Raw genomic sequence first — 18,600 nt, forward strand, 5'->3', positions numbered from 1 at the left:
CGCTGCGACAGCCTCTAGAAGAAGTCCAACAAAGCGATGACACGCCGCAAAACCGGACGCGCCCAGGCTTCCTCGCGGCGCTTGCGCCCACCTTCGACCAACACCAAGACAGGCCCACGACAGGCGCGAATCGGCGAATGGATCGATGCGAAGGAGCCGACGGCGAACGGTCGGCGGGCCCACATTCCTTATGCGTCACTGCGTGGCTCCCCGGTGGGATGCAGCGGTTCCTGTTCGCCCCAGCACGCGGGTTACAGCCCGGTACGGCGTGGGGCCAGCTTCTACACGGCCGAGGGCGGCGTCAAGTGCCGCGCATCGAGGTTTCGAAACTGTTCGAAGCGTCGGGATTGATGGCACACAGAACGCATACTTTGTGCAGGGTCATCCAGCGCCGAAACGTGCACAAAGTGCGCCGAAACGGTGACTACTAGCCGCGCAACGCCCACCACGCCCCGACCGCGACGATCGCCAGCATGCCGGCACCGGCGCCGACCAGGATGCGTTCCTGGCGTTGCGCTTTGGCCAGCGCATCGCCGTAGGGCATCGTGGTGTGCGCGATCATGGTGTACAGCGGCAGCCAGGAACGCGGCAGCAGTCGGTTCAAGGTCACGTCCAGGCGCTTGCGCGCGAGGAACCATGGCGACTGCACTTTCTGACGCAGTTCGACGAAGTTGGCCTTGGACAATTCGGCCAGGGTGTCGGTGTGCGGGCGGCGCGAGCGCTCGTAGTCGGCGAACGCGTCCGCGCGCCGGCCCGGATGACGCGCCAGTGCGGCCATCAACGCCGAGCAATCCTCGAACGCCGAGTTCATGCCCTGGCCGTAGAAGGGATAGACCGCGTGGCAGGCGTCGCCGACCAGCACCATCCAGTCCTCGCGGCTCCACGGCGCGGTGCGCGTGGTCACCAGCGAGCCGACCGGATGCGCCATCCATTCCTCGACCAGCTGCGGCAGCAGCGGCAGCAGATCGGGGAAGTACTTGGTGAACAGCGCGCGCACTTCGTCTTCGCTGCGGGTGGTGGCGAAACTGTCCGGACCCTCGAACGGCAGGAACAGGGTGAGCGTGTGCGAGCCGTCGCGATTGGGATGCGAGACGAACAGGCCGTGGCTGCGCGGCCACACGTGCAGCGCCTCCAGTTCGATCGCCGAGCTGCCGTCGGCCAAGGGTTTGAGGGTGAGCTCCTTGTAGCCCCACTCCAGGTATTCCTGGTGGTAGTCGGCGCGTTCGCCGCGCTGCATTTCCTGGCGCGCGCGCGAGAACGCGCCGTCGGCGCCGACCACCCAATCCGGGCGCACCTTCAAGGTCGCGCCGCCGGCGTCGAATTCGAGTTCGCGCGCGACCTTGTCGGCCGCGACCAGGCGATGGCCGAAATGCAGGCGCACCTGCGGATGGCGCTCGGCGCGATCCAGCAGCAGGCGGTTGAGTTCGTTGCGGTCGATCGAGTGCAGCACTTCGCCGCGGTCCTTGCCGTAGGGCTGGTAGCGGGTGCTGCCGTCGGGCGCGTGGATCACGCGACCGGCCATGGTCACCGAGGTCGGCATCACCGCATCGATCAACTCGGCCTCGGTCAGCGCCTGGATGCCGCGCTTGGACAGGCCCAGGTTGATCGAGCGCCCGCCCTCGGCGCCGCTCACGCGCGGATCGGGGCGGCGTTCGTAGACGTCGACGCCGTGACCGAGCGCGGCCAGACGCAGGGCCAGCAGCGAGCCGGCGAGGCCTCCGCCGACGATCGCCACGCGTGCGGCGGCGGTGGATGTGGCGGAGGCGTCAGTCATCGAGCGCGGATCCCGCGGCGGCGCGCGCCGTGCGTGCGCCGCCCGCACGCGCGACGGTGCGCGGCAGGGCACTCAGGCGCGGCGCTTCGACCGCGATCGCGGCCAGACGCAGCTGCAGCTCGGCCTCGACCAGGGCTTCGATCGCCTGTTCGAAGTTATTGCGGCGCAGATTGGGCCCGAGTCGGCGCAGGTAGGAACGCAGATAGGCCGCGCGCGTTTCCGGCGCGTCGATCTCGCGGCGCAGGAACGGCAGGTCGGACTCGACCATGTGCCGGATCGCGAGCATGGGCACCGGGCTGCGCAGCGGGAAGAAATCGGGATTGCGCAGGCCGGGGCTGCTGTTGTGCGCGTGAAACTCGCCCAGCATCAGGCCCAGCTCGACGAAGCCGCCCTTGTTCTCGGCCTGGATGCGATCGACCACGCTGGCGCCGTCGACGCCCAGGTTGGGGAACACGATCAGGATCGACTTGTTGACCGCCGCCGCGCCCGAGCGCGGTTCGATCTCCAGGAACAGGCCGCGGTAGTGCGCGATCAGCTCGGCCATGCGTTCCGGATCGGGCTCGGCATCGGCGACCTCGGTGAGCCAGATCGTGTCCAGGCCCAGCGCCAGCGGCGTGAACGGACACACCGGCCCGGTCCGGCCCAGCTCCGGGTGCGGCTGGGCGAGGAACTCGCGCACCCAGCTGACGATGGTGGGCAGCGGCGCGCTGGCGGGTTGGTTGCGCTCCACGTCGGAGGCGCGCAGCAGCTGGCCGCGCGCGGCCGCGCCCGCGCTCTCGACATGGCTGCGGCCGGCCATCATGGCCGCGTCCGGGTCGGGCAGTTGGAAGGAATCGTTATCTGGGCTCATCGCCTCGCTCCTGGTTCCTGGCTCAGCCGCGTGCCGCATCGCGCACGCTGAGCGGGCGCATGTCGGTCCACCACTCGCGGATGCGAGCCAGGCAATCGTCCTTCGACCCCTCGAAGCCGGCGTCGCGCCAGCCCTGCGGAATCGCGTATGCCACCGGCAGGATCGAGTACTGGTCTTCGTGATTGACCACCACCCGATACGCGCCGAGATCCATCTCTTCTCCTTGCATGCAACCTCCATCCCAACTCAAGCCGCGGCGCCGATTCCCGCCGCCGAACCCGTCGCCAGGATCGGCGCATCGGGCAATTCGTCCTCGACCCGACGGATCGCGCGCACCGCATAGGCGCTGGCCGCGACCGCCGTCATCAGGACCCCAAGGACAATGAACATCAGGCCCAGGCCGCGGCCCGGACCGACGCCGATCCACGCCCCGACCGTGCCGGCCAGGGCGCCGCCGGGCGCCATCAACGGTTCGAACACGTGTTCGGCCAGCGGACCGGCCAGGCAATAGCCCAAGGGCATCGCCGCTTCCGACAGCACGCGCTGGATCGCGAAGCAGCGGCCCTGCAGATCGGCCGGCACCTTGCTCTGCCACAGCGCGGCATTCGACGCGTTGAGCACAGGTAACGTCAGGAAGAAGCCGAAACCGGCCACCAGCACCAGCGCGAACGACGGCGCCAGGCCGTGCACGGCCAGCAGCACGCCGGCGGCCAGCGAGTAACCGAGCACGCCGTGGATGCGCCGGCGCGGTCCGCCCCAGGTGCTCATGGCCAGGCCGCCCAACAGCAAGCCGCAGCCGCCGACCGCCATCTGCACGCCCAGCAGGGCCGCGTCGGCGAACGACAGCACCAAGGGCGTGATCGCGATGCTGGCGATGCCGAACAGGAAGTTGGTGGCGCCGAACACCAGCAGCAGGCCGTACAGGCCCGGGCGATCGTGCACGTAGCGGAAGCCGGTGGCAGCTTCGCGCCACAGACTGTCCTCGGCCTCGGCGCTGCGTTGCGGGCGCGGCACGCGCGCGAAGCACAGTGCGATCACGCCGATCACGAAGGTCAGCGCATCGACGATCAGCACGCCCTGCATCGAGATCGTGCTGACCAGCACGCCGGCCAGCAGCGGCCCGCCGACCTGGGCGATCGCGAAACCGGTCTGGACCAGGCCGTTCACGCGGGTGAGCTGCTCCTGGCTGGCGAGCAGCGGAATGCTGGCCGCGTACGCCGGCTGCAGGAAGGCGTTGGCGATCGCCGAGATGCCGACGCCGACATAGACATGCCACAAGGCCAGGCCGTCGGTGGCGTACAGCACGGCCAGCGCGACCATGGTCAGGGCCGAGACCGCGTCGCAGACGATCATGGTGCGGCGGCGATCCCAGCGATCGACCAGGGCGCCGGCGATCGGCGAGATCAGCAGCGCCGGCACCGCCATGGCGACGAAGATCAGTGCGAACTGGGTGGTGGAACCGGTGCTCTGGTACACCCAGATGCCCAGCGCGAACGATGTCAGGCGCGAGCCCACGCCCGACACCAGCTGGCCGACCCAGATCAGCAGGAAATCGCGCAGGCCGGCGTAGAGGTTCACGCTTCCTCCTCCTCGACCGCCAGCGGCAGGGCGCCGCGGCTGCGCAGGAAATCCAGATAGGTCGCGAACAGCACGCGGTCGGCGGGCGGACAGACCAAACCCAGCGCGGCGACCGCGTCGAGGGTGGCGCTGCAATCGAAGCGCGGTTCGCGCGGGTCCGGATCCTGCGGGAACAAGCCGGCGAACGGCGCCAGCGCGTTCTCGCGCGAGACCGCCGCTTCGGTCAGCAGCGCCTTGCGCCAGGACGGGTAGTCGATCTCTTCCACCGCCAAGCCGGCGTCGCGCATGGTCTCGACCGCTTCGACGATGGGCAGACGATGCGGATTGAAGAAGTGGTACTGGCCGTCGGCATCGCCCGCGCCCAAGGCCAGGCGCACGATCGCGCGGCCGACGTAATCCACCGGCGCCATGTCGAAGGACTCGTCGGGCAGGTGCGGCGCATAGCCCAGCTGCACGCAGCCCTTGATCCAGGCGTTGAAGTAGTCGCCCACGTTGCTGGTGCCCAGGCGGCTGTCGCCGGTGATGCGCGCCGGGCGGTAGATCGCCACCGGCAGCCCGCGCGCGCGCGCGGCCAGCGCCAGTTGCTCGCCCACCCACTTGCTTTGGTTGTAGCCGCCCATCTGGCCTTCGGCGTCCGGCGGCGGATCGGATTCGCGCACCACCCGATCCATATGGCGCTCGGTGAGATACACGCCCAGGGTCGAAACCAGATGCACCGGCTTGACCCGGTGACGCGTGGCCAGGCGCAGCACCTCGAGGGTGCCGCCGACGTTGGCTGCTTCCAGATGTTCGTAGGGCGCGAGGAAATTGACCTGGCCACCGTTATGGAAGATCACCTCGGCGCGCTGCGCGAGCGCGTCGAACGCCTCGGCGTCCAGACCCAGGCGCGGCGCCGACAGATCGCCGCACACCGGCAGCAGACGAAGTTCGTCGCCCGCGCGCCATAGCTCGTAGGTATCGAGGTTGGCGCGGATGCGGCGCAAGCCCTCGGCCTCGCTGTCGGCGCGCACCAGACACAACAGTTCGGCGTCGGTGGTGTCGAGCAGTTCGCGCACCAGATAGGCGCCGAGGAAGCCGGTGGCGCCGGTGACCAGGGCCGAGGCCGGTTGCGCGCGCGCGGCCGGCGCGCGCGCGCCGCTGGGATCGATGTCCGGCGGCAACACCACGCGCGCGCGCAGATCGGTGCGCGCGTCGGCCACGCCGGCGCGCTGGGCTTCGATCGCGCGCGCCAGGCCGGCCACCGTGGGGCTGGCGAACACCGCCGCCAACGGCAGCTCGACGCCGAACGCGGCGTGCAGCTTGAACACCAGCGGCAGGGTCGACAGCGAATCGCCGCCGAGCGCGAAGAAGTCCTCGTCGGCGCCGATGTCCTCGCGCCCCAGCACTTCGCGCCAGACCGCGAGCACGCCGGTTTCTATTTCGCCCTGCGGCGCGCGCACGCGGCGCTCGGCGGCGGCCGTGGCCGGCGGCGCCGGCAGGGCGTGGCGATCGACCTTGCCGTTGCGATTCAAGGGCAGCGACGGCAGCGCCACGAACAGCGACGGCACCAAGGCGTCTGGCAGGCGTTGGGCCAGGAACTCGCGCAGCGCCGCCGGCTCCAGTCCCGCCTCGGCGACCACGTAGGCGACCAGGCGCTTGTCGCCGGGCCGGTCCTCGCGCAGCGCGGCGGCGGCGGCCTGCACCTGCGGGTGCGCGGCCAGCGCGGTTTCGATCTCGCCCAGTTCGATGCGCACGCCGCGCAGCTTGACCTGGTGATCGCGGCGGCCGAGGAACTGCAGGCTGCCGTCGGTGTTCCAGCGCGCCAGATCGCCGGTGCGGTACAGGCGCGCGCCGGGCGTATCGGCGTAAGGATCGGGCAGGAACGCGGCTTCGGTGAGCGCGGGCTGGCCGAGGTAACCGCGCGCGATGCCGGCGCCGCCGATGCACAGCTCGCCGATCACGCCGCGCGGCGCCAGACCCAGCTCGGTGTCGAGCACGTACACGCGCACGCCCGGCAGCGGCGTACCGATCGGCAGCTCGGCGCCGGCGAATTCGCCGCCGTCGCGGGTGGACAGCATGGTCGCGCAGACCGAGGCTTCGGTCGGTCCGTAATGGTTGCACAAGGCGACCCGGCCGCCGCTGACGCCGGCGTAGCGACGCACCTGCTCCAGCGGCACGCTCTCGCCGCCGATCATCATCAGGCGCAAGGCCGGCAACAGCGGGCGGGTGCGCTGGGCCGCGAACCAGCCCTCGCTCCAGCGCCGCCACAGCGCGGCCGGCGCGTCGATCGCGGTCACGCCGTAATCGCGGCAGAAACTTTCCAGCTCGTACGGGCCCAGCTCGGCCGGGGCCGGATGCAGCACCAGCGCCGAACCGCTGGCCAGCGCCGGGAAGATGTCGCCGACCGAGGCGTCGAACACCAGCGGTGGAATCATCAACAGGCGCTGGGCGACGAAGTCGTGGCGCGCCATGAAGCCCAGGGTGAGATTGACCGCGCCGCGGTGCTCGATCACCACGCCCTTGGGCGCGCCGGTCGAACCGGAGGTGTAGATCACATAGGCGGCGCTGTCGGCGCCGGCCAGTTCCGCCGGCGGCTGCTCGGCCGGCGGCACGCCGTCGGTGATCACGCAGGGCACGGCGCCGGCGACCGCATCGGCGCGCGCGACCAGCGCCGCGGGCGCGACCAGGGCCAGCGCGCCGGCGTCGGCGAGCAGGAAAGCGATGCGTTCGTCCGGGTGGGCAGGATCGATCGGCACATAGGCGCCGCCCGCGGCGAGCACGCCGAGCACGCCGATCAGCGCCTCGGTGGAACGGTCGGCGAGCACCGCGACGCGGGTTTCGGCGACCGTGCCCAAGGCGCGCAGGCGCTGGGCGATGCCGTTGGCGCGCCGGTAGACGTCGCGATAGCTCAACTCGCGTCCCGGCTCGACGATCGCGATCGCCTCCGGGCTGCGCTGGGCCTGACGTTCGAACAGGGCGTACAAGGTCGGCGCAGGCGGCTGCGGCGCGGGTCCGCCGTCGCCCAGCGCCAGCACTTCGTGGCGCGCGTCCTGGTCCAGCAGCGACAGCCGCGACAACGGCAGGTCGGGATCGGCGAGCACGCGGTGCAGCAACACGCCGTATTGATCGGCCAGGCGCGCGATGGTGGAGGCGTCGAACAGGTCGCTGTCGTAGTCGAGCACGCCGTCCAGGCCGGCTTCGGACGCGCCCAGCGACAGGGTGAGCTCGAAGCGCGAGGTGTGCACCTCGGGCTCGAACCATTCGACGTTCAAACCGCGCAGCGTGAGCGGCGCGGTGCCGGCGTTCTGCAGCACGAACATGGTCTGGAACAGCGGCGTTCGGCCGGGCACGCGCTCCAGGCGCAGTTGGTCGATCACGCGCTCCAGCGGCGCCTGCGCATGCTCGAACGCATCCAGGCAGTGGGCGCGGGTGCGCGCGAGCAGATCGCGGAAGCTGGGATCGCCGGACAGGTCGCCGCGCAGCGCCAGGGTGTTCACGAACAGACCGATCAGCGGCGCGACGCCGTCGACGCCGCGGTTGGCGACCGGCGAGCCGATCACCACATCGTCCTGACCCGCGTGACGGCCAAGCAGGCTCTGGAACGCGGCCAACAGGGCCATGAACAAGGTCGCGTGCTCGCGCCGGGCGAGATCGGCCAGGCCGGCGGCGACGCTGAGCGGAATGCGCAGGTGATGGCGCGCGCCGCGCCCGGTGGGCGTCGGCTGGCGCGGACGGTCGCCGGGCAGGTCGAGCAGGCCGCTGCTGCCTTCCAGGGCCTGGCGCCAGAACGCCAGTTGGTCGGCGACCTGGCGCTCCTGCGCCGCATCGCGCTGCCACAGCACGGCGTCGCCGAACTGCAGGCGCAATTCCGGCAGGGCCGGGGTCTGGCCGTCCAGGCGCGCGTCGTAGCAACGCGAGAGTTCGTCGAACAGCACGCCGCCGGACCAGGCGTCGGAGACGATGTGGTGCATCACCATCAACAGCAGGTGTTCTTCGTCGTCCAGACGCAGCAAGGTCGCGCGCAGCAAGGGCGCGCGTGCCAGATCGAACGGACGTTCGGTTTCCTCGTCGGCGTAGCGGCGCGCCGCCGCTTCGCGTGCGATCAGGTTCAGGCCGCGCAGGTCGATCAGCGGCACTGTCACCTCGACCTGCGCCGCCACGGTCTGGCGCGGCTCGCCGGCGACTTCGGCGAACGACATGCGCAGCGCATCGTGGCGCTGAATCACGTCGGCCAGCGCGCGCTCCAGCGCGACCGGATCGAGCGCGCCGCGCAGAATGTGGTGGCCGTACACATGGTAGGCGCCGCTGCCGGGCTGCAGGCGCTCGAAGAACCAGATCCGTTGCTGCGCGGCCGACAAGGGCAGGGATTCGCCCGGTCGGCTGCGGCGCTGGATCGCGTTGTCTTCCGCCGCGTCGGTATCGCGCGCGGACAGGCGTCGGCTCAACAGCTCGCGCTGCTGCGGGGTCAGCCGGGCCAGGCGCTCGGCCATCGCGCCGGGCGCGTTGTCGTCGGGCCGGCTCATGCGCGGTCCACCGCTAAGGCGATCGTCGCGTTCATCGTTCCGCGCCCTCGCCCGCCAACAACAGTTGGATGTCGTCGTCCGACAGCCCCTCGAGCTGGTCGAGCATGCTCGCCAGCGCGTCGGCGTCGACGCTGTCCATGCGCTGGCGCAGCAGCAGCTCGGCGAAGCCGGCCACGCTGGGCGCCTCGAACAGGGCGCGCAAGGCGATTTCGCCGCCGAAGGCCTTCTGCACGCGCGTGATGAGCTGCGTGGCCAGCAGCGAATGACCGCCGAGCTCGAAGAAATCGTCGTGGATGCCGACCCGTTCCAGCCCAAGCACCTCCGCCCAAAGCCGCGCCAGGGTCTCTTCCTCGCCGTTGCGCGGCGCCACATAGGCCTGGGTCTCCAGCGCCTCGGCGTCCGGCGCCGGCAGCGCCTTGCGGTCGACCTTGCCGTTCGGGGTCAGCGGGTACTGCGCCAGCGCCACATAGGCCGAGGGCAGCATGTATTCGGGCAGACGCTGGCGCGCATGCGCACGCAGCTCGGCGGCGTCGGCCTGACCGATCACATAGGCGACCAGGCGCTTGTCGCCGGGCCGGTCCTCGCGGCAGACCACGACCGCCTGACCCACCTGCGGATGCTCGGCCAGCACGGCCTCGATCTCGCCCAGCTCGATGCGGAAGCCGCGCAGCTTGACCTGATGGTCGATGCGTCCCAGCACCTCGATGCGGCCGTCGCGCAGGCGCCGCGCGAGATCGCCGGTGCGGTACAGGCGAGCGCCGACGCGCGCGCCGTAGCGATCGGGCACGAATTTCTCGGCGCTGAGTTCGGGCCGCGCCAGGTAGCCGCGGGCGACGCCGAGGCCGCCGATCAGCAACTCGCCGGGCACGCCCACCGGCACCAGCTGGCCGCGCGCGTCGACGATATGGATCTCGGTGTTGGCGAGCGGACGGCCGATGCTGACCGCCGCGTCGTCGGCGCGCACGCGCTCGACCGCCGACCAGACCGTGGTTTCGGTGGGACCGTACAGGTTCCACAGTTGCGCGCCGTGGGCGAGCAAACGGTCGGCGAGCTCGCGCGGCAGCGCTTCGCCGCCGCACAGCAAGCGCAGTTGCGCACGCCCGCGCCAGCCGGCGTCGAGCAGCATGCGCCAGGTCGCGGGCGTGGCCTGCATCGCGCTGGCGCCGGCGCTGTCGATCAGGCGCGCCAGCGCCGCGCCGTCGGCCGCGGTGGCGCGATCGGCCAGGGCGATGCGCGCGCCCACGCTCAGCGGCAGCAGCAGTTCCAGCACCGCGATGTCGAAGGACAAGGTGGTGACCGCGCACATCACGTCGTCTTCGCCCAGGCCCGGCTCGCGCGCGACCGCGCTGAGGAAGTTGACTGCGGCGCGGTGCGGAATCTGCACGCCCTTGGGCCGGCCGGTGGAGCCGGAGGTGAAGATCACATAGGCCAGGTCTTCCGGGCCGACGCCGCTGTCGACGCGCGCGCCGGGCGCGGCGTCCAGATCGTCCAGCCACAGCGGCTCGCAGTCGCAAGCCGGCAGCTGCGCCTGCAACGCGCGTTCGCTCACGATCAGACGCATGCGCGCGTCCTCGACCATGTAGCCCAGGCGCTCGGCCGGATAGCTGGGGTCCATCGGTACGTAGGCCGCGCCGGCCTTGAGCACGCCGAGCAGGCCGACCAGCATGCGCGGCGAGCGTTCGACGAACAGGCCCACCAACTCGCCGGGGCCCACCCCGCGCGCGGCCAGCGCGCGCGCGAGGGCGTCGGCCTGGGCATCGAGTTCGGCGTAGCTCAGGCGCTGCGCGCCGCATTCGACCGCGATCGCCTCGGGCCGGCGCTCGGCCTGGCGCTCGAACAGACGATGCAGCGGCGTATCCACCGGCGCATCCAATGCGGTGTCGTTCCATTCCAACAGCAGGCGCTGGCGCGCTTCGGGCGGCAGGATCTCGAGCTCGCCGATGCGCTGGTCCGGATCGTCGGCGATCGAACGCAGCAGCTGCTGGAAGTGAGCGGAGAAGGCCTCGATGGTGGCGGCGTCGAACAGGTCGCTGGCGTACTCGAAGAACAGGGCCAGGCCGTCCTCGTGTTCGCTGGCGAACAAGGCCAGGTCCGAGCGCGCGGTGCCGGGATTGATGGTGTCGAAATCCACCGGCACCAGGCTCAGCCCGGCCAGATCGCTCTCTTCGGAGGGGAAGTTCTGGAAGAACAGCATGGTCTGGAACAGCGGCGCGTGGCTGAGCGAACGCTCCGGCTGCAGTTCCTCGATCAGACGTTCGGCCGGCAGGTCCTGGTGCGAGTACGCGCCCAGGGTGGTGTCCTTCACCTGCGCCAGCAGGGTGCGGAACGTGGGATTGCCGGACAGGTCGTTGCGCAGCGCCAGGGTATTGACGAAGAACCCCGCCAGCGGCTCGAGTTCCTCGCGGCGGCGATTGGCGACGCCGACGCCGACCACCAGGTCGTGCTGGCCGGAGTAGCGCATCAACAGGGTCTGATAGGCGGCCAGTACGATCATGAAGGGCGTCGCGCCCTCCTGCCTGCTCAGGCGCTTGATCGCGTCCCAGGTTTGCATCGACAGCATGCTGCGCAGCACGTCGCCGCGGTAGCTTTGCACCGGCGGACGCGCGCGATCGCCGGGCAGCTCCAGCACCGGCAGCGGGCCGGCCAGGCGCTGGCGCCAGTAGTCCAGCTGGGTCTGCAGGGTCGGGCCTTCCAGCAACTCGCGCTGCCACAGGGTGTAGTCGACGTACTGCACCGGCAACTCGGGCAGCGGCGAGGCCGCGCCGGCCTGGTAGGCGCTGTACAACTGGCGCAGTTCCTCGTGCAGCACGCCCAGCGACCAGCCGTCGACCGCGATGTGATGGGCGTTGAGGGTGAACAGATAACGCTCGTCGTCGACCTGCACCAGCAGCGCGCGCAGCAGCGGCCCGCGCGCCAGGTCGAATGCGCGCCGAGCTTCGGCGCGGGCCAGCGCGAACGCCGCCGACTCGCGCTCCGACGCCGGCAGCGCGCGCAGGTCATGGCGTTCGATCGGCACCGCCGACGGCGGCTGCACGACCTGGTGCGGGCCCTGTTCGTCGGCCGCGATCAGCGTACGCAGGCTTTCGTGGCGACGCTGGATCTCGTCCAGCGCGCGCGCGAACGCCGCCTGGTCCAAACGGCCCTGCATCCACAGCGAGGTCGGCACGTTGTAGGCCGCCGAACCGGGATCGATCTGGTCGAGGATCCACAGCCGCTGCTGCGCGAACGACAGCGGAATCCGCGCCGGACGCGGGCGCCGGCCGATTTCGCTGCGCGGCGCCGACGGCGATTGCTTGGCCAGTTGCTGCAGCAGCAGCGCGCGTTTTTCCGGCGACAGGCCGGCCAGGCGCTCGTGGATTTCAGCCATGCGCGCCTCCGGACAGGGTCGCGGCCAGACGTGCGCTGGCCTCCTCGTCGCTGAGGTGCTCCAGACTCGCGAGCAGGCTTTCCAGGTCCTCCGGCGCCAGCTCGGTGCTGGCCGCGGCGACGCGCGCGGCCAGGCGTTCCAGGGTGGCGTCCTCGAACAGCGCGCGCAGCGGCAGCTCGACGCCGTACTGCTGCTCGATCCGCGCCAGCAAACGCGTGGCCAGCAGCGAATGGCCGCCGAGGTCGAAGAAATTGTCGCCGCGCCCGATCCGCGGCGCGCCCAGCAGTTGCTGCCAGATCGCGGCCAGCGTCAATTCCTCGGGCGTGACCGGCGCCTCGTAGCTGGCGTCGTCGTCGCCGCCGGCCACGGCTTCCGGCGCCGGCAGCGCGCGCCGGTCGACCTTGCCGTTGGGCGTGAGCGGGAAGCGCTCGAGCACGACGAAGGCGCTGGGCACCATGTAATCGGGCAGCGCGGCCTTGAGGTGATCGCGCAATGCGGATATCGCCGGCGCGACGCCGTTGGCGGTCACGTACGCGACCAGACGCTGGTCGCCGGGCCGGTCCTCACGGCAATGCACCACCGCCTGGGTCACCTCCGGCACCTGCGCGAGCACCGATTCGATCTCGCCCAGTTCGATGCGGAAGCCGCGCAGCTTGATCTGATGATCGATGCGGCCGATCACCTCGATCGTGCCGTCGCGGCGCCACAGCGCGAGGTCGCCGCTGCGGTACAAACGGCCGCCCGGCGCGCCGAAGGGATCGGAGATGAACTTCTCCGCGGTCAGATCGGGGCGCCCGCGATAGCCGGTGGCCAGGCCGTCGCCGCCGATCAGCAGTTCGCCCGGCACGCCCGCCGGCAGCCGCTTCATGTGACGGTCGACGATGTGGATCTGGGTGTTGTCGACCGGCTTGCCGACCAGGATCGGGCCGCTGCCCGGGTGCACCCGGCACAGCGCCGAGTACACCGTGGTTTCGGTGGGGCCGTAGAGGTTCCACAGTTCTCGCGCGCACGGCAACAGACGGTCGGCCAGTTCGCGCGGCAGGGCCTCGCCGGTGGAGATGATCTTGATCCCGGCTTTGCCGCTCCAGCCCAGTTCCAGCAGCATGCGCCAGGTCGCGGGAGTGGCCTGCATCACGTCGATCGCGGTGTCGTCGACCAGACGGCGCAGGCGCAGGCCGTCGCGCGCGGTGTCGCGGTCGACCAGCAGGATGGTCGCGCCCACGGTCAGCGGCAGCACCAGCTCGAACAGGGCGATGTCGAACGACAGCGTGCTGATCGCGCACAGCACCTGACCGCGCGCCAGGCCCGGCTCGCGCGCGACCGAACGCAGCAGGTTGACCGCCGAGCGCTGCTGGATTTCCACGCCCTTGGGCTTGCCGGTGGAACCGGAGGTGAAGATCACATAGGCCGGATCGCGCGCCGCGGCGCCGCCGTCGGGCGCGCGCTCGGCGCGCGCGTCCAGCGCCGCATCGGCGTCGGCGCAGATCACCGTCGCGACATCGCCTGGCAGGCTGTCGGCGAGCGCGCGCTGGCTGACCAGCACACGCGCGGCCGAGGCCTCGAGCATGTAGGCCAGGCGATCGGCCGGATAGGTCGGGTCCAGCGGCACGTAGGCGCCGCCGGCCTTGAGGATGCCGAGCAGGCCGATCAGCATTTCCGGCGTGCGTTCCACGTACAGGCCGACCAGCTCGCCGGGACCGACGCCGGCCGCGCGCAGTTCGTGGGCGAGCGCGTTGGCGCGGCGGTCGAGTTCGCGGTAGGTCATCTCGCGCGCGCCGCAGCGCAGCGCGATCGCGTCGGGCGTGCGCTCGACCTGGGCCTGGACCTGGGCGGCGATGGTGGGATCGTCCGGCAGCTCGCGCGCGGTGTCGTTCCAGCGCGCGAGTTCTTCGCGCTCTGCGTCCGTCAGCAACTCCAACGTACTCAGCGGTGCGTCGGGTGTGGCCGCGGCCGAGGCCAGCAGGCGCAGCAGATGCCCGCACAAGCGCTCGATGCGCGCGCGGTCGAACAAATCGGTGCTGTACTCCAGCATCAGTTCGCGCTGACCGTGCTGGTTCACGAACAGGCTCAGATCGCCCTGGGCGGTGCCGGGGGCCAGATCGGTCAGATGCGCCTGGCGCACCTGCATGCCGCCCATGCCCAGGCCCAGCGCGGGATAGTTCTGGAAGAAGAACAGCGCTTGCGCGAACGGCGTGTGGCTGGCTGAGCGCGGCAGGCGGCGGGTCTCCAATATCCGGTCCAGCGGCGCGTCGGCATGCTCCATCGCGCTCAGCACGCTCTCGCGCACCTGCGCCAGCAGCTGGGCGAAACTCGGATCGCCTTCGATGCGCGTGCGCATCGGCAGGGTGTTGACGAAGAAGCCGATCACCGGCTCCAGCTCGACCCGCGCGCGGCCGGCCACGCCCATGCCGACGGTGATGTCGTCCTGGGCGGTGTAGCGCGACAGCAAGGCCTGATACGCGGCCAGGAACACCATCGAGAGCGTGGCCTGGCGCTCGCGCGCGAGCCGCTCGAGCTGCTCGTAAACCGGCGCCGGCACTTCGCTCAGGTACAGCGCGCCGCGGAAACTCTGCGCGGCCGGACGCGGCCGGTCGGCGGGCAGATCCAGCGAGGTGAGCGCGCCGTCGAGGCGCTCGCTCCAGTAATCCAGCTGCGGTTTCAGGCCGTCGCCGCCGAGGGTCTCGTGCTGCCACAGCGCGATGTCGGCGATCTGCAACGCGGGCGCGGCGGTGTCGGCGGCGCCACCGGCGCGCAGGGCGTCGTAGGCGCGCTGCAATTCCTCCAGCAGCGCATTGGTGGACCAGCCGTCGATCGCGATGTGGTGGAAGCCCAACACCAGCAGATGGCGCTGCGCGGCGACGTCGATCAGGGTCGCGCGCATCATCGCGTCGCGCCCCAGGTCGAACGCGCGCGCGGTTTCCACGCGCGCCAGGCGCAGGGCCTCGGCTTCGCGCTCGTCGGCATTGGCGCCGCTCGCGCTCAGCTCCTGCCAGGGCAGGTCGATACGCGCGAGGATGTGCTGATACGGATCGCCGTCCTGCGCGCGGAACACCGTACGCAAGGTTTCGTGGCGATCGAGCAGGGTTTGCAGGGCCGCGCGCAAGGCGACGCGATCGAGTTCGCCGTCCAGCCACAGGCCGACCGGCAGGTTGTAGGCGGTCATGCCGGGCAGAAAACGGTCCAGCCACCACAGCCGGCGCTGGCCGAAAGTCAGCGGGATGCGCTCGGGGCGCGCGCGCGGCTGAATCCGGTTCTGGCCTACGCGCTGACGCGCGCTCAACTGACGCAGCAGTTCGCGTTTCGCAGGCGATAGCTCGGCGATACGCGGGTCGATATCACTCATCCCTGAACTTCCTTGACTTACGAGCATCCTCGGCCGACCTGATCCGGTCGGTTTCCCTTTGGCATCCAGCACGCGTCGCTTCGGAGATGCTCTTGCACGCGAACCATGTTCGCGATCATCCTTGGCGTTCCATCCGTGGTGCCCCCCGTCTATATCCTATCCACATAACGTGGTCAGGGGGCAAATGCGGACCACATCGGTTGCCGGGACGTCCAATGCCCGGCTGGGGAAACCGTTGCGGGGAGTGCGTTATCCGGCCGTGGGACGGCCGGTTGCAAGTCCAAACCGAGTATTAGGGGTTTCAGGAGCAACAGCCAGCAGGGAGGGGGAACACATGGATCGACCGTTCTCGCAGCACCGAACGACGCCCAGACCACGCACCGACGCCGCGCTGGCGGGGGCGTGATGGGTCACATCGCAGCCGCTCTCGACGCGTTGATCGCCTGGTCGGCGCGGATCGGCGCCGATCCGCTGCTGGTACAGGGCGGCGGCGGTAACACGTCGGTCAAACAAGACGGCACCTTGTGGGTCAAGGCCTCCGGCACCTGGCTCGCGCAGGCGCGCGAGCGCGATATTTTCGTGCCGCTGCCGTTGGACGAGGCGCGCGCCGCGCTCGGTCACGCCGACGGCGAAGCGCGGCTGGCGCGGCTGGGCGCCGCGCATGCGTTGCGGCCCTCGATCGAAACCTCGCTGCACGCATTGCTGCCGCATCCGGTGGTCGCGCACGTGCATTCGGTGAACACCATCGCCTGGGCGGTACGCGCGGATGCGCGCACGCGACTGGATGCCCTGTTGAAGGACCTGAATTGGGCCTGGGTGCCGTATCGGCGCCCCGGTTATCCGCTCACCCAGGCGGTGCGCGAGGCCTTGAATGAACGCGCGGCCGACGTGCTGGTGTTGGCCAATCACGGCCTGGTCGTCGGCGCCGGCGACTGCGTCGCGGCCGATGCGTTGCTGAACGAAGTGGAGCGTCGATTGGCGTTGCCCGAGCGCTCCACGCGCAGCGCCGACCCGGCGCGCTTGCGCGCGGTCAACGACCTGAATTGGGAAGCACCGCAGGACCCGCGCGTGCATGCGCTCGGCGTCGACGCGGCCGCGCTGGCGATCGCCCGCGACGGCGCGCTGTATCCGGACCACGCGGTGTTCCTTGGCGCGCGCGCGGCCGTGCTGGACGGCACCGACGCGCTCTCGGACGCGGTCGCGCGTTGCACCGCCGCCAGCGGCGTCGCGCCGGCGTTCGCGCTGTTGCCCGGCGCCGGCGTGCTGGTCGCGCCCGGCCTGTCGGCCGGCGCGCAGGCGATGCTGCAGTGCCTGGCCCTGGTCGCGCTGCGCCTGCGCGGCGACGAGCCGCTGGTCTACCTGGGCGACGACGACGTCGCCGCCCTGGTGGACTGGGAAGCCGAAGCCTATCGCCGCGCCTTGGCGCGGCTCGCGCACTGACCCCCACGCACCGCACGACGCCACGGAAGGAGCCCATGCAGATCGTCGTCCCCATGTCAGGTTTCGGAGAGCGCTTCCGCCGCGCCGGTTATCGCGTGCCCAAGCCGCTGATCGAGATCGACGGCAAGCCGATCATCGCGCACGTGGTCGACCTGTTCCCGGGCGAGACCGATTTCGTGTTCGTGTGCAACCAGGATCATCTGGATCGCGACGACTACCGCATGGCCGAGCAGCTGGCGCGGATCTGTCCGAGCGGGCGGGTGCTCGGGATCGCGCCGCACAAGCGCGGCCCGGTGCACGCGGTGCTGCAGGCGATGGAGCTGCTGGATCCGGACGCGCCCACCCTGGTCAACTACTGCGATTTCGCCTGCGCCTGGGACTACCGCGATTTCAAGTCCTTCGTGCTCGACAGCGGCTGCGACGGCGCGATTCCCTGCTACACCGGTTTCCATCCGCACATGATGGGATCGACCAACTACGCCTACGTGCGCACCGACGGCGCGCGCGTGCTCGACATCCAGGAAAAGCAGCCCTACACCGACCAACCCACGCGCGAGTACGCTTCCAGCGGCAGCTATTACTTCAGGTCCGGCACGCTGATGCGCGACGCCTTCGAACGCTGCAGCGCGCGCGAGGATCTCAGCCTAGGCGGCGAGCACTACGTGAGCCTGGCCTACAAGCCGATGCTGGAAGACGGCGCCTGCGTCGCGGTGTACGAGCTCAACCATTTCATGCAGTGGGGCACGCCGCAGGACCTGGAGGAGTACCGCTACTGGTCCGACGCGTTCCGGCGCCTGGCCGATCCGGCCCGTCCGCAGGCGCCGCCGCGCCAGCGCGGCGCGGTGATGGTGCCGATGGCCGGGCTGGGCGCGCGCTTCGCCAGCGAGGGCTATCGCGAGCCCAAGCCGCTGATTCCGGTCTCCGGCGAACCGATGGTGGTGCAGGCCGCGCGCGACCTGCCGGAGCCGGCGCGGCGCGTGTTCGTGCAGCGCCGCGACCTGGAGGGCGCCGCGCGCATCGCCGATGCGCTGCGCGCGCGTTTCCCTGGCTGCGCCCTGGTCGATCTGGAGCGCGTGACCGACGGCCAGGCCCGCACCTGCCTGCTAGGCCTGGACGATGTCGACCCCGAGCAACCGCTGACCATCGGCGCCTGCGACAACGGCGCGGTGTTCGACGCGCAGGCGCTGTCGGCGCTGCTGGACGACGAGGACGTGGACGTGATCGTCTGGGTCGCGCGCGGCTATCCGGGCGCGGCGCGCCGGCCCACGCACTACGGCTGGGTCGACGAGGTCGACGGCCGGGTGCTGTCGGTGTCGGTCAAGCAGCCGCTGGCCGATACTGCCCGCGATCCGATCGTGCTGGGTACCTTCACGTTCCGCCGCGCCGCCGATTTCGCCACCGCCGCGAACGCGATGATCGCGCGCGACGGGCGCGTCAACGGCGAGTTCTACGTCGACAGCTGCATCAACGACGCGGTCGCCGCCGGCCTCAACTGCCGCGTGTTCGAAGTCGCGCACTATCTGTGCTGGGGCACGCCCGACGACCTGCGCACCTTCGAGTACTGGCAGTCCTGCTTCCACAAGTGGGACGCCCACCCCTACCGCATCGAACACGACCCGCGGGTGCCCGCGCACGCGCGCCCGGCCCTGGCCGAGCGCTACCGCATGCGCGAGCCGGAGCGCTTCCGATGCTGATCCCTGCTTTCGCCGCCGTTCGCAACATCGCTGCCCGTTCCGCTGGAGAGTC

At 70.6% G+C, this 18,600-nt stretch carries 9 protein-coding genes; 2 read left to right on the forward strand and 7 right to left on the reverse strand.

Annotated elements, in window-relative coordinates; all coding sequences use genetic code 11:
• Positions 1 to 427: 427 nt before the first annotated feature.
• From ASD69_RS08975 to ASD69_RS09005, 7 genes are read right to left on the reverse strand one after another with little or no spacing between them, the layout of a single operon-like run.
• Positions 428 to 1,774: an NAD(P)/FAD-dependent oxidoreductase gene (locus ASD69_RS08975; protein WP_056179692.1), complete on the reverse strand. Its 1,347-nt coding sequence runs from the start codon at positions 1,772 to 1,774 to the stop codon at positions 428 to 430.
• Complete coding sequence (locus tag ASD69_RS08980) at positions 1,767 to 2,624, reverse strand: DUF6875 domain-containing protein (RefSeq protein ID WP_056177032.1); 858 nt, start codon at positions 2,622 to 2,624, stop codon at positions 1,767 to 1,769. The genes ASD69_RS08975 and ASD69_RS08980 overlap by 8 nt, the downstream gene beginning before the upstream one ends.
• A 22-nt stretch (positions 2,625 to 2,646) precedes the next feature.
• A complete protein-coding gene (locus ASD69_RS08985; RefSeq protein WP_056177035.1) occupies positions 2,647 to 2,853 on the reverse strand; it encodes an MbtH family NRPS accessory protein in 207 nt (68 codons plus the stop codon).
• Positions 2,854 to 2,870: 17 nt separating this feature from the next.
• Positions 2,871 to 4,202: an MFS transporter gene (locus ASD69_RS08990; RefSeq protein ID WP_056177038.1), complete on the reverse strand. Its 1,332-nt coding sequence runs from the start codon at positions 4,200 to 4,202 to the stop codon at positions 2,871 to 2,873.
• Complete coding sequence (locus ASD69_RS08995) at positions 4,199 to 8,704, reverse strand: non-ribosomal peptide synthetase (RefSeq protein ID WP_056177041.1); 4,506 nt, start codon at positions 8,702 to 8,704, stop codon at positions 4,199 to 4,201. Before ASD69_RS08995 ends, ASD69_RS08990 begins: the two co-directional genes overlap by 4 nt.
• Positions 8,705 to 8,735: 31 nt before the next feature.
• Positions 8,736 to 12,071: a non-ribosomal peptide synthetase gene (locus ASD69_RS09000; protein ID WP_056177043.1), complete on the reverse strand. Its 3,336-nt coding sequence runs from the start codon at positions 12,069 to 12,071 to the stop codon at positions 8,736 to 8,738.
• The gene (locus tag ASD69_RS09005; protein ID WP_056177044.1) at positions 12,064 to 15,414 is read right to left on the reverse strand and encodes a non-ribosomal peptide synthetase; all 3,351 of its coding nucleotides are present in this window, start codon (positions 15,412 to 15,414) and stop codon (positions 12,064 to 12,066) included. The genes ASD69_RS09000 and ASD69_RS09005 overlap by 8 nt, the downstream gene beginning before the upstream one ends.
• A gap of 405 nt (positions 15,415 to 15,819) precedes the next feature.
• Between ASD69_RS09005 and ASD69_RS09010 the strand changes: the two genes are divergently transcribed.
• Both ASD69_RS09010 and ASD69_RS09015 read left to right on the forward strand, forming a co-directional pair.
• On the forward strand, positions 15,820 to 16,854 hold the full coding sequence (locus ASD69_RS09010) for a class II aldolase/adducin family protein (protein ID WP_056177047.1): 1,035 nt from the start codon (positions 15,820 to 15,822) through the stop codon (positions 16,852 to 16,854).
• A gap of 35 nt (positions 16,855 to 16,889) precedes the next feature.
• Complete coding sequence (locus tag ASD69_RS09015; protein ID WP_056177049.1) at positions 16,890 to 18,548, forward strand: NTP transferase domain-containing protein; 1,659 nt, start codon at positions 16,890 to 16,892, stop codon at positions 18,546 to 18,548.
• Positions 18,549 to 18,600: the final 52 nt, after the last annotated feature.

The sequence above is a fragment of the Lysobacter sp. Root604 genome, assembly GCF_001427505.1.
In the GTDB taxonomy this organism is placed as follows: Bacteria; Pseudomonadota; Gammaproteobacteria; order Xanthomonadales; family Xanthomonadaceae; genus Lysobacter.

Excerpts from the sequence above, each read along its gene's own strand:
- ASD69_RS08975 (WP_056179692.1), bottom strand. The coding sequence starts at position 1,774 with ATGACTGACGCCTCCGCCACATCCACCGCCGCCGCACGCGTGGCGATC.
- ASD69_RS08980 (WP_056177032.1), bottom strand. The coding sequence starts at position 2,624 with ATGAGCCCAGATAACGATTCCTTCCAACTGCCCGACCCGGACGCGGCC.
- ASD69_RS08985 (WP_056177035.1), bottom strand. The coding sequence starts at position 2,853 with ATGCAAGGAGAAGAGATGGATCTCGGCGCGTATCGGGTGGTGGTCAAT.
- ASD69_RS08995 (WP_056177041.1), bottom strand. The coding sequence starts at position 8,704 with ATGAGCCGGCCCGACGACAACGCGCCCGGCGCGATGGCCGAGCGCCTG.
- ASD69_RS09000 (WP_056177043.1), bottom strand. The coding sequence starts at position 12,071 with ATGGCTGAAATCCACGAGCGCCTGGCCGGCCTGTCGCCGGAAAAACGC.
- ASD69_RS09005 (WP_056177044.1), bottom strand. The coding sequence starts at position 15,414 with ATGAGTGATATCGACCCGCGTATCGCCGAGCTATCGCCTGCGAAACGC.
- ASD69_RS09010 (WP_056177047.1), top strand. The coding sequence starts at position 15,820 with ATGGGTCACATCGCAGCCGCTCTCGACGCGTTGATCGCCTGGTCGGCG.
- ASD69_RS09015 (WP_056177049.1), top strand. The coding sequence starts at position 16,890 with ATGCAGATCGTCGTCCCCATGTCAGGTTTCGGAGAGCGCTTCCGCCGC.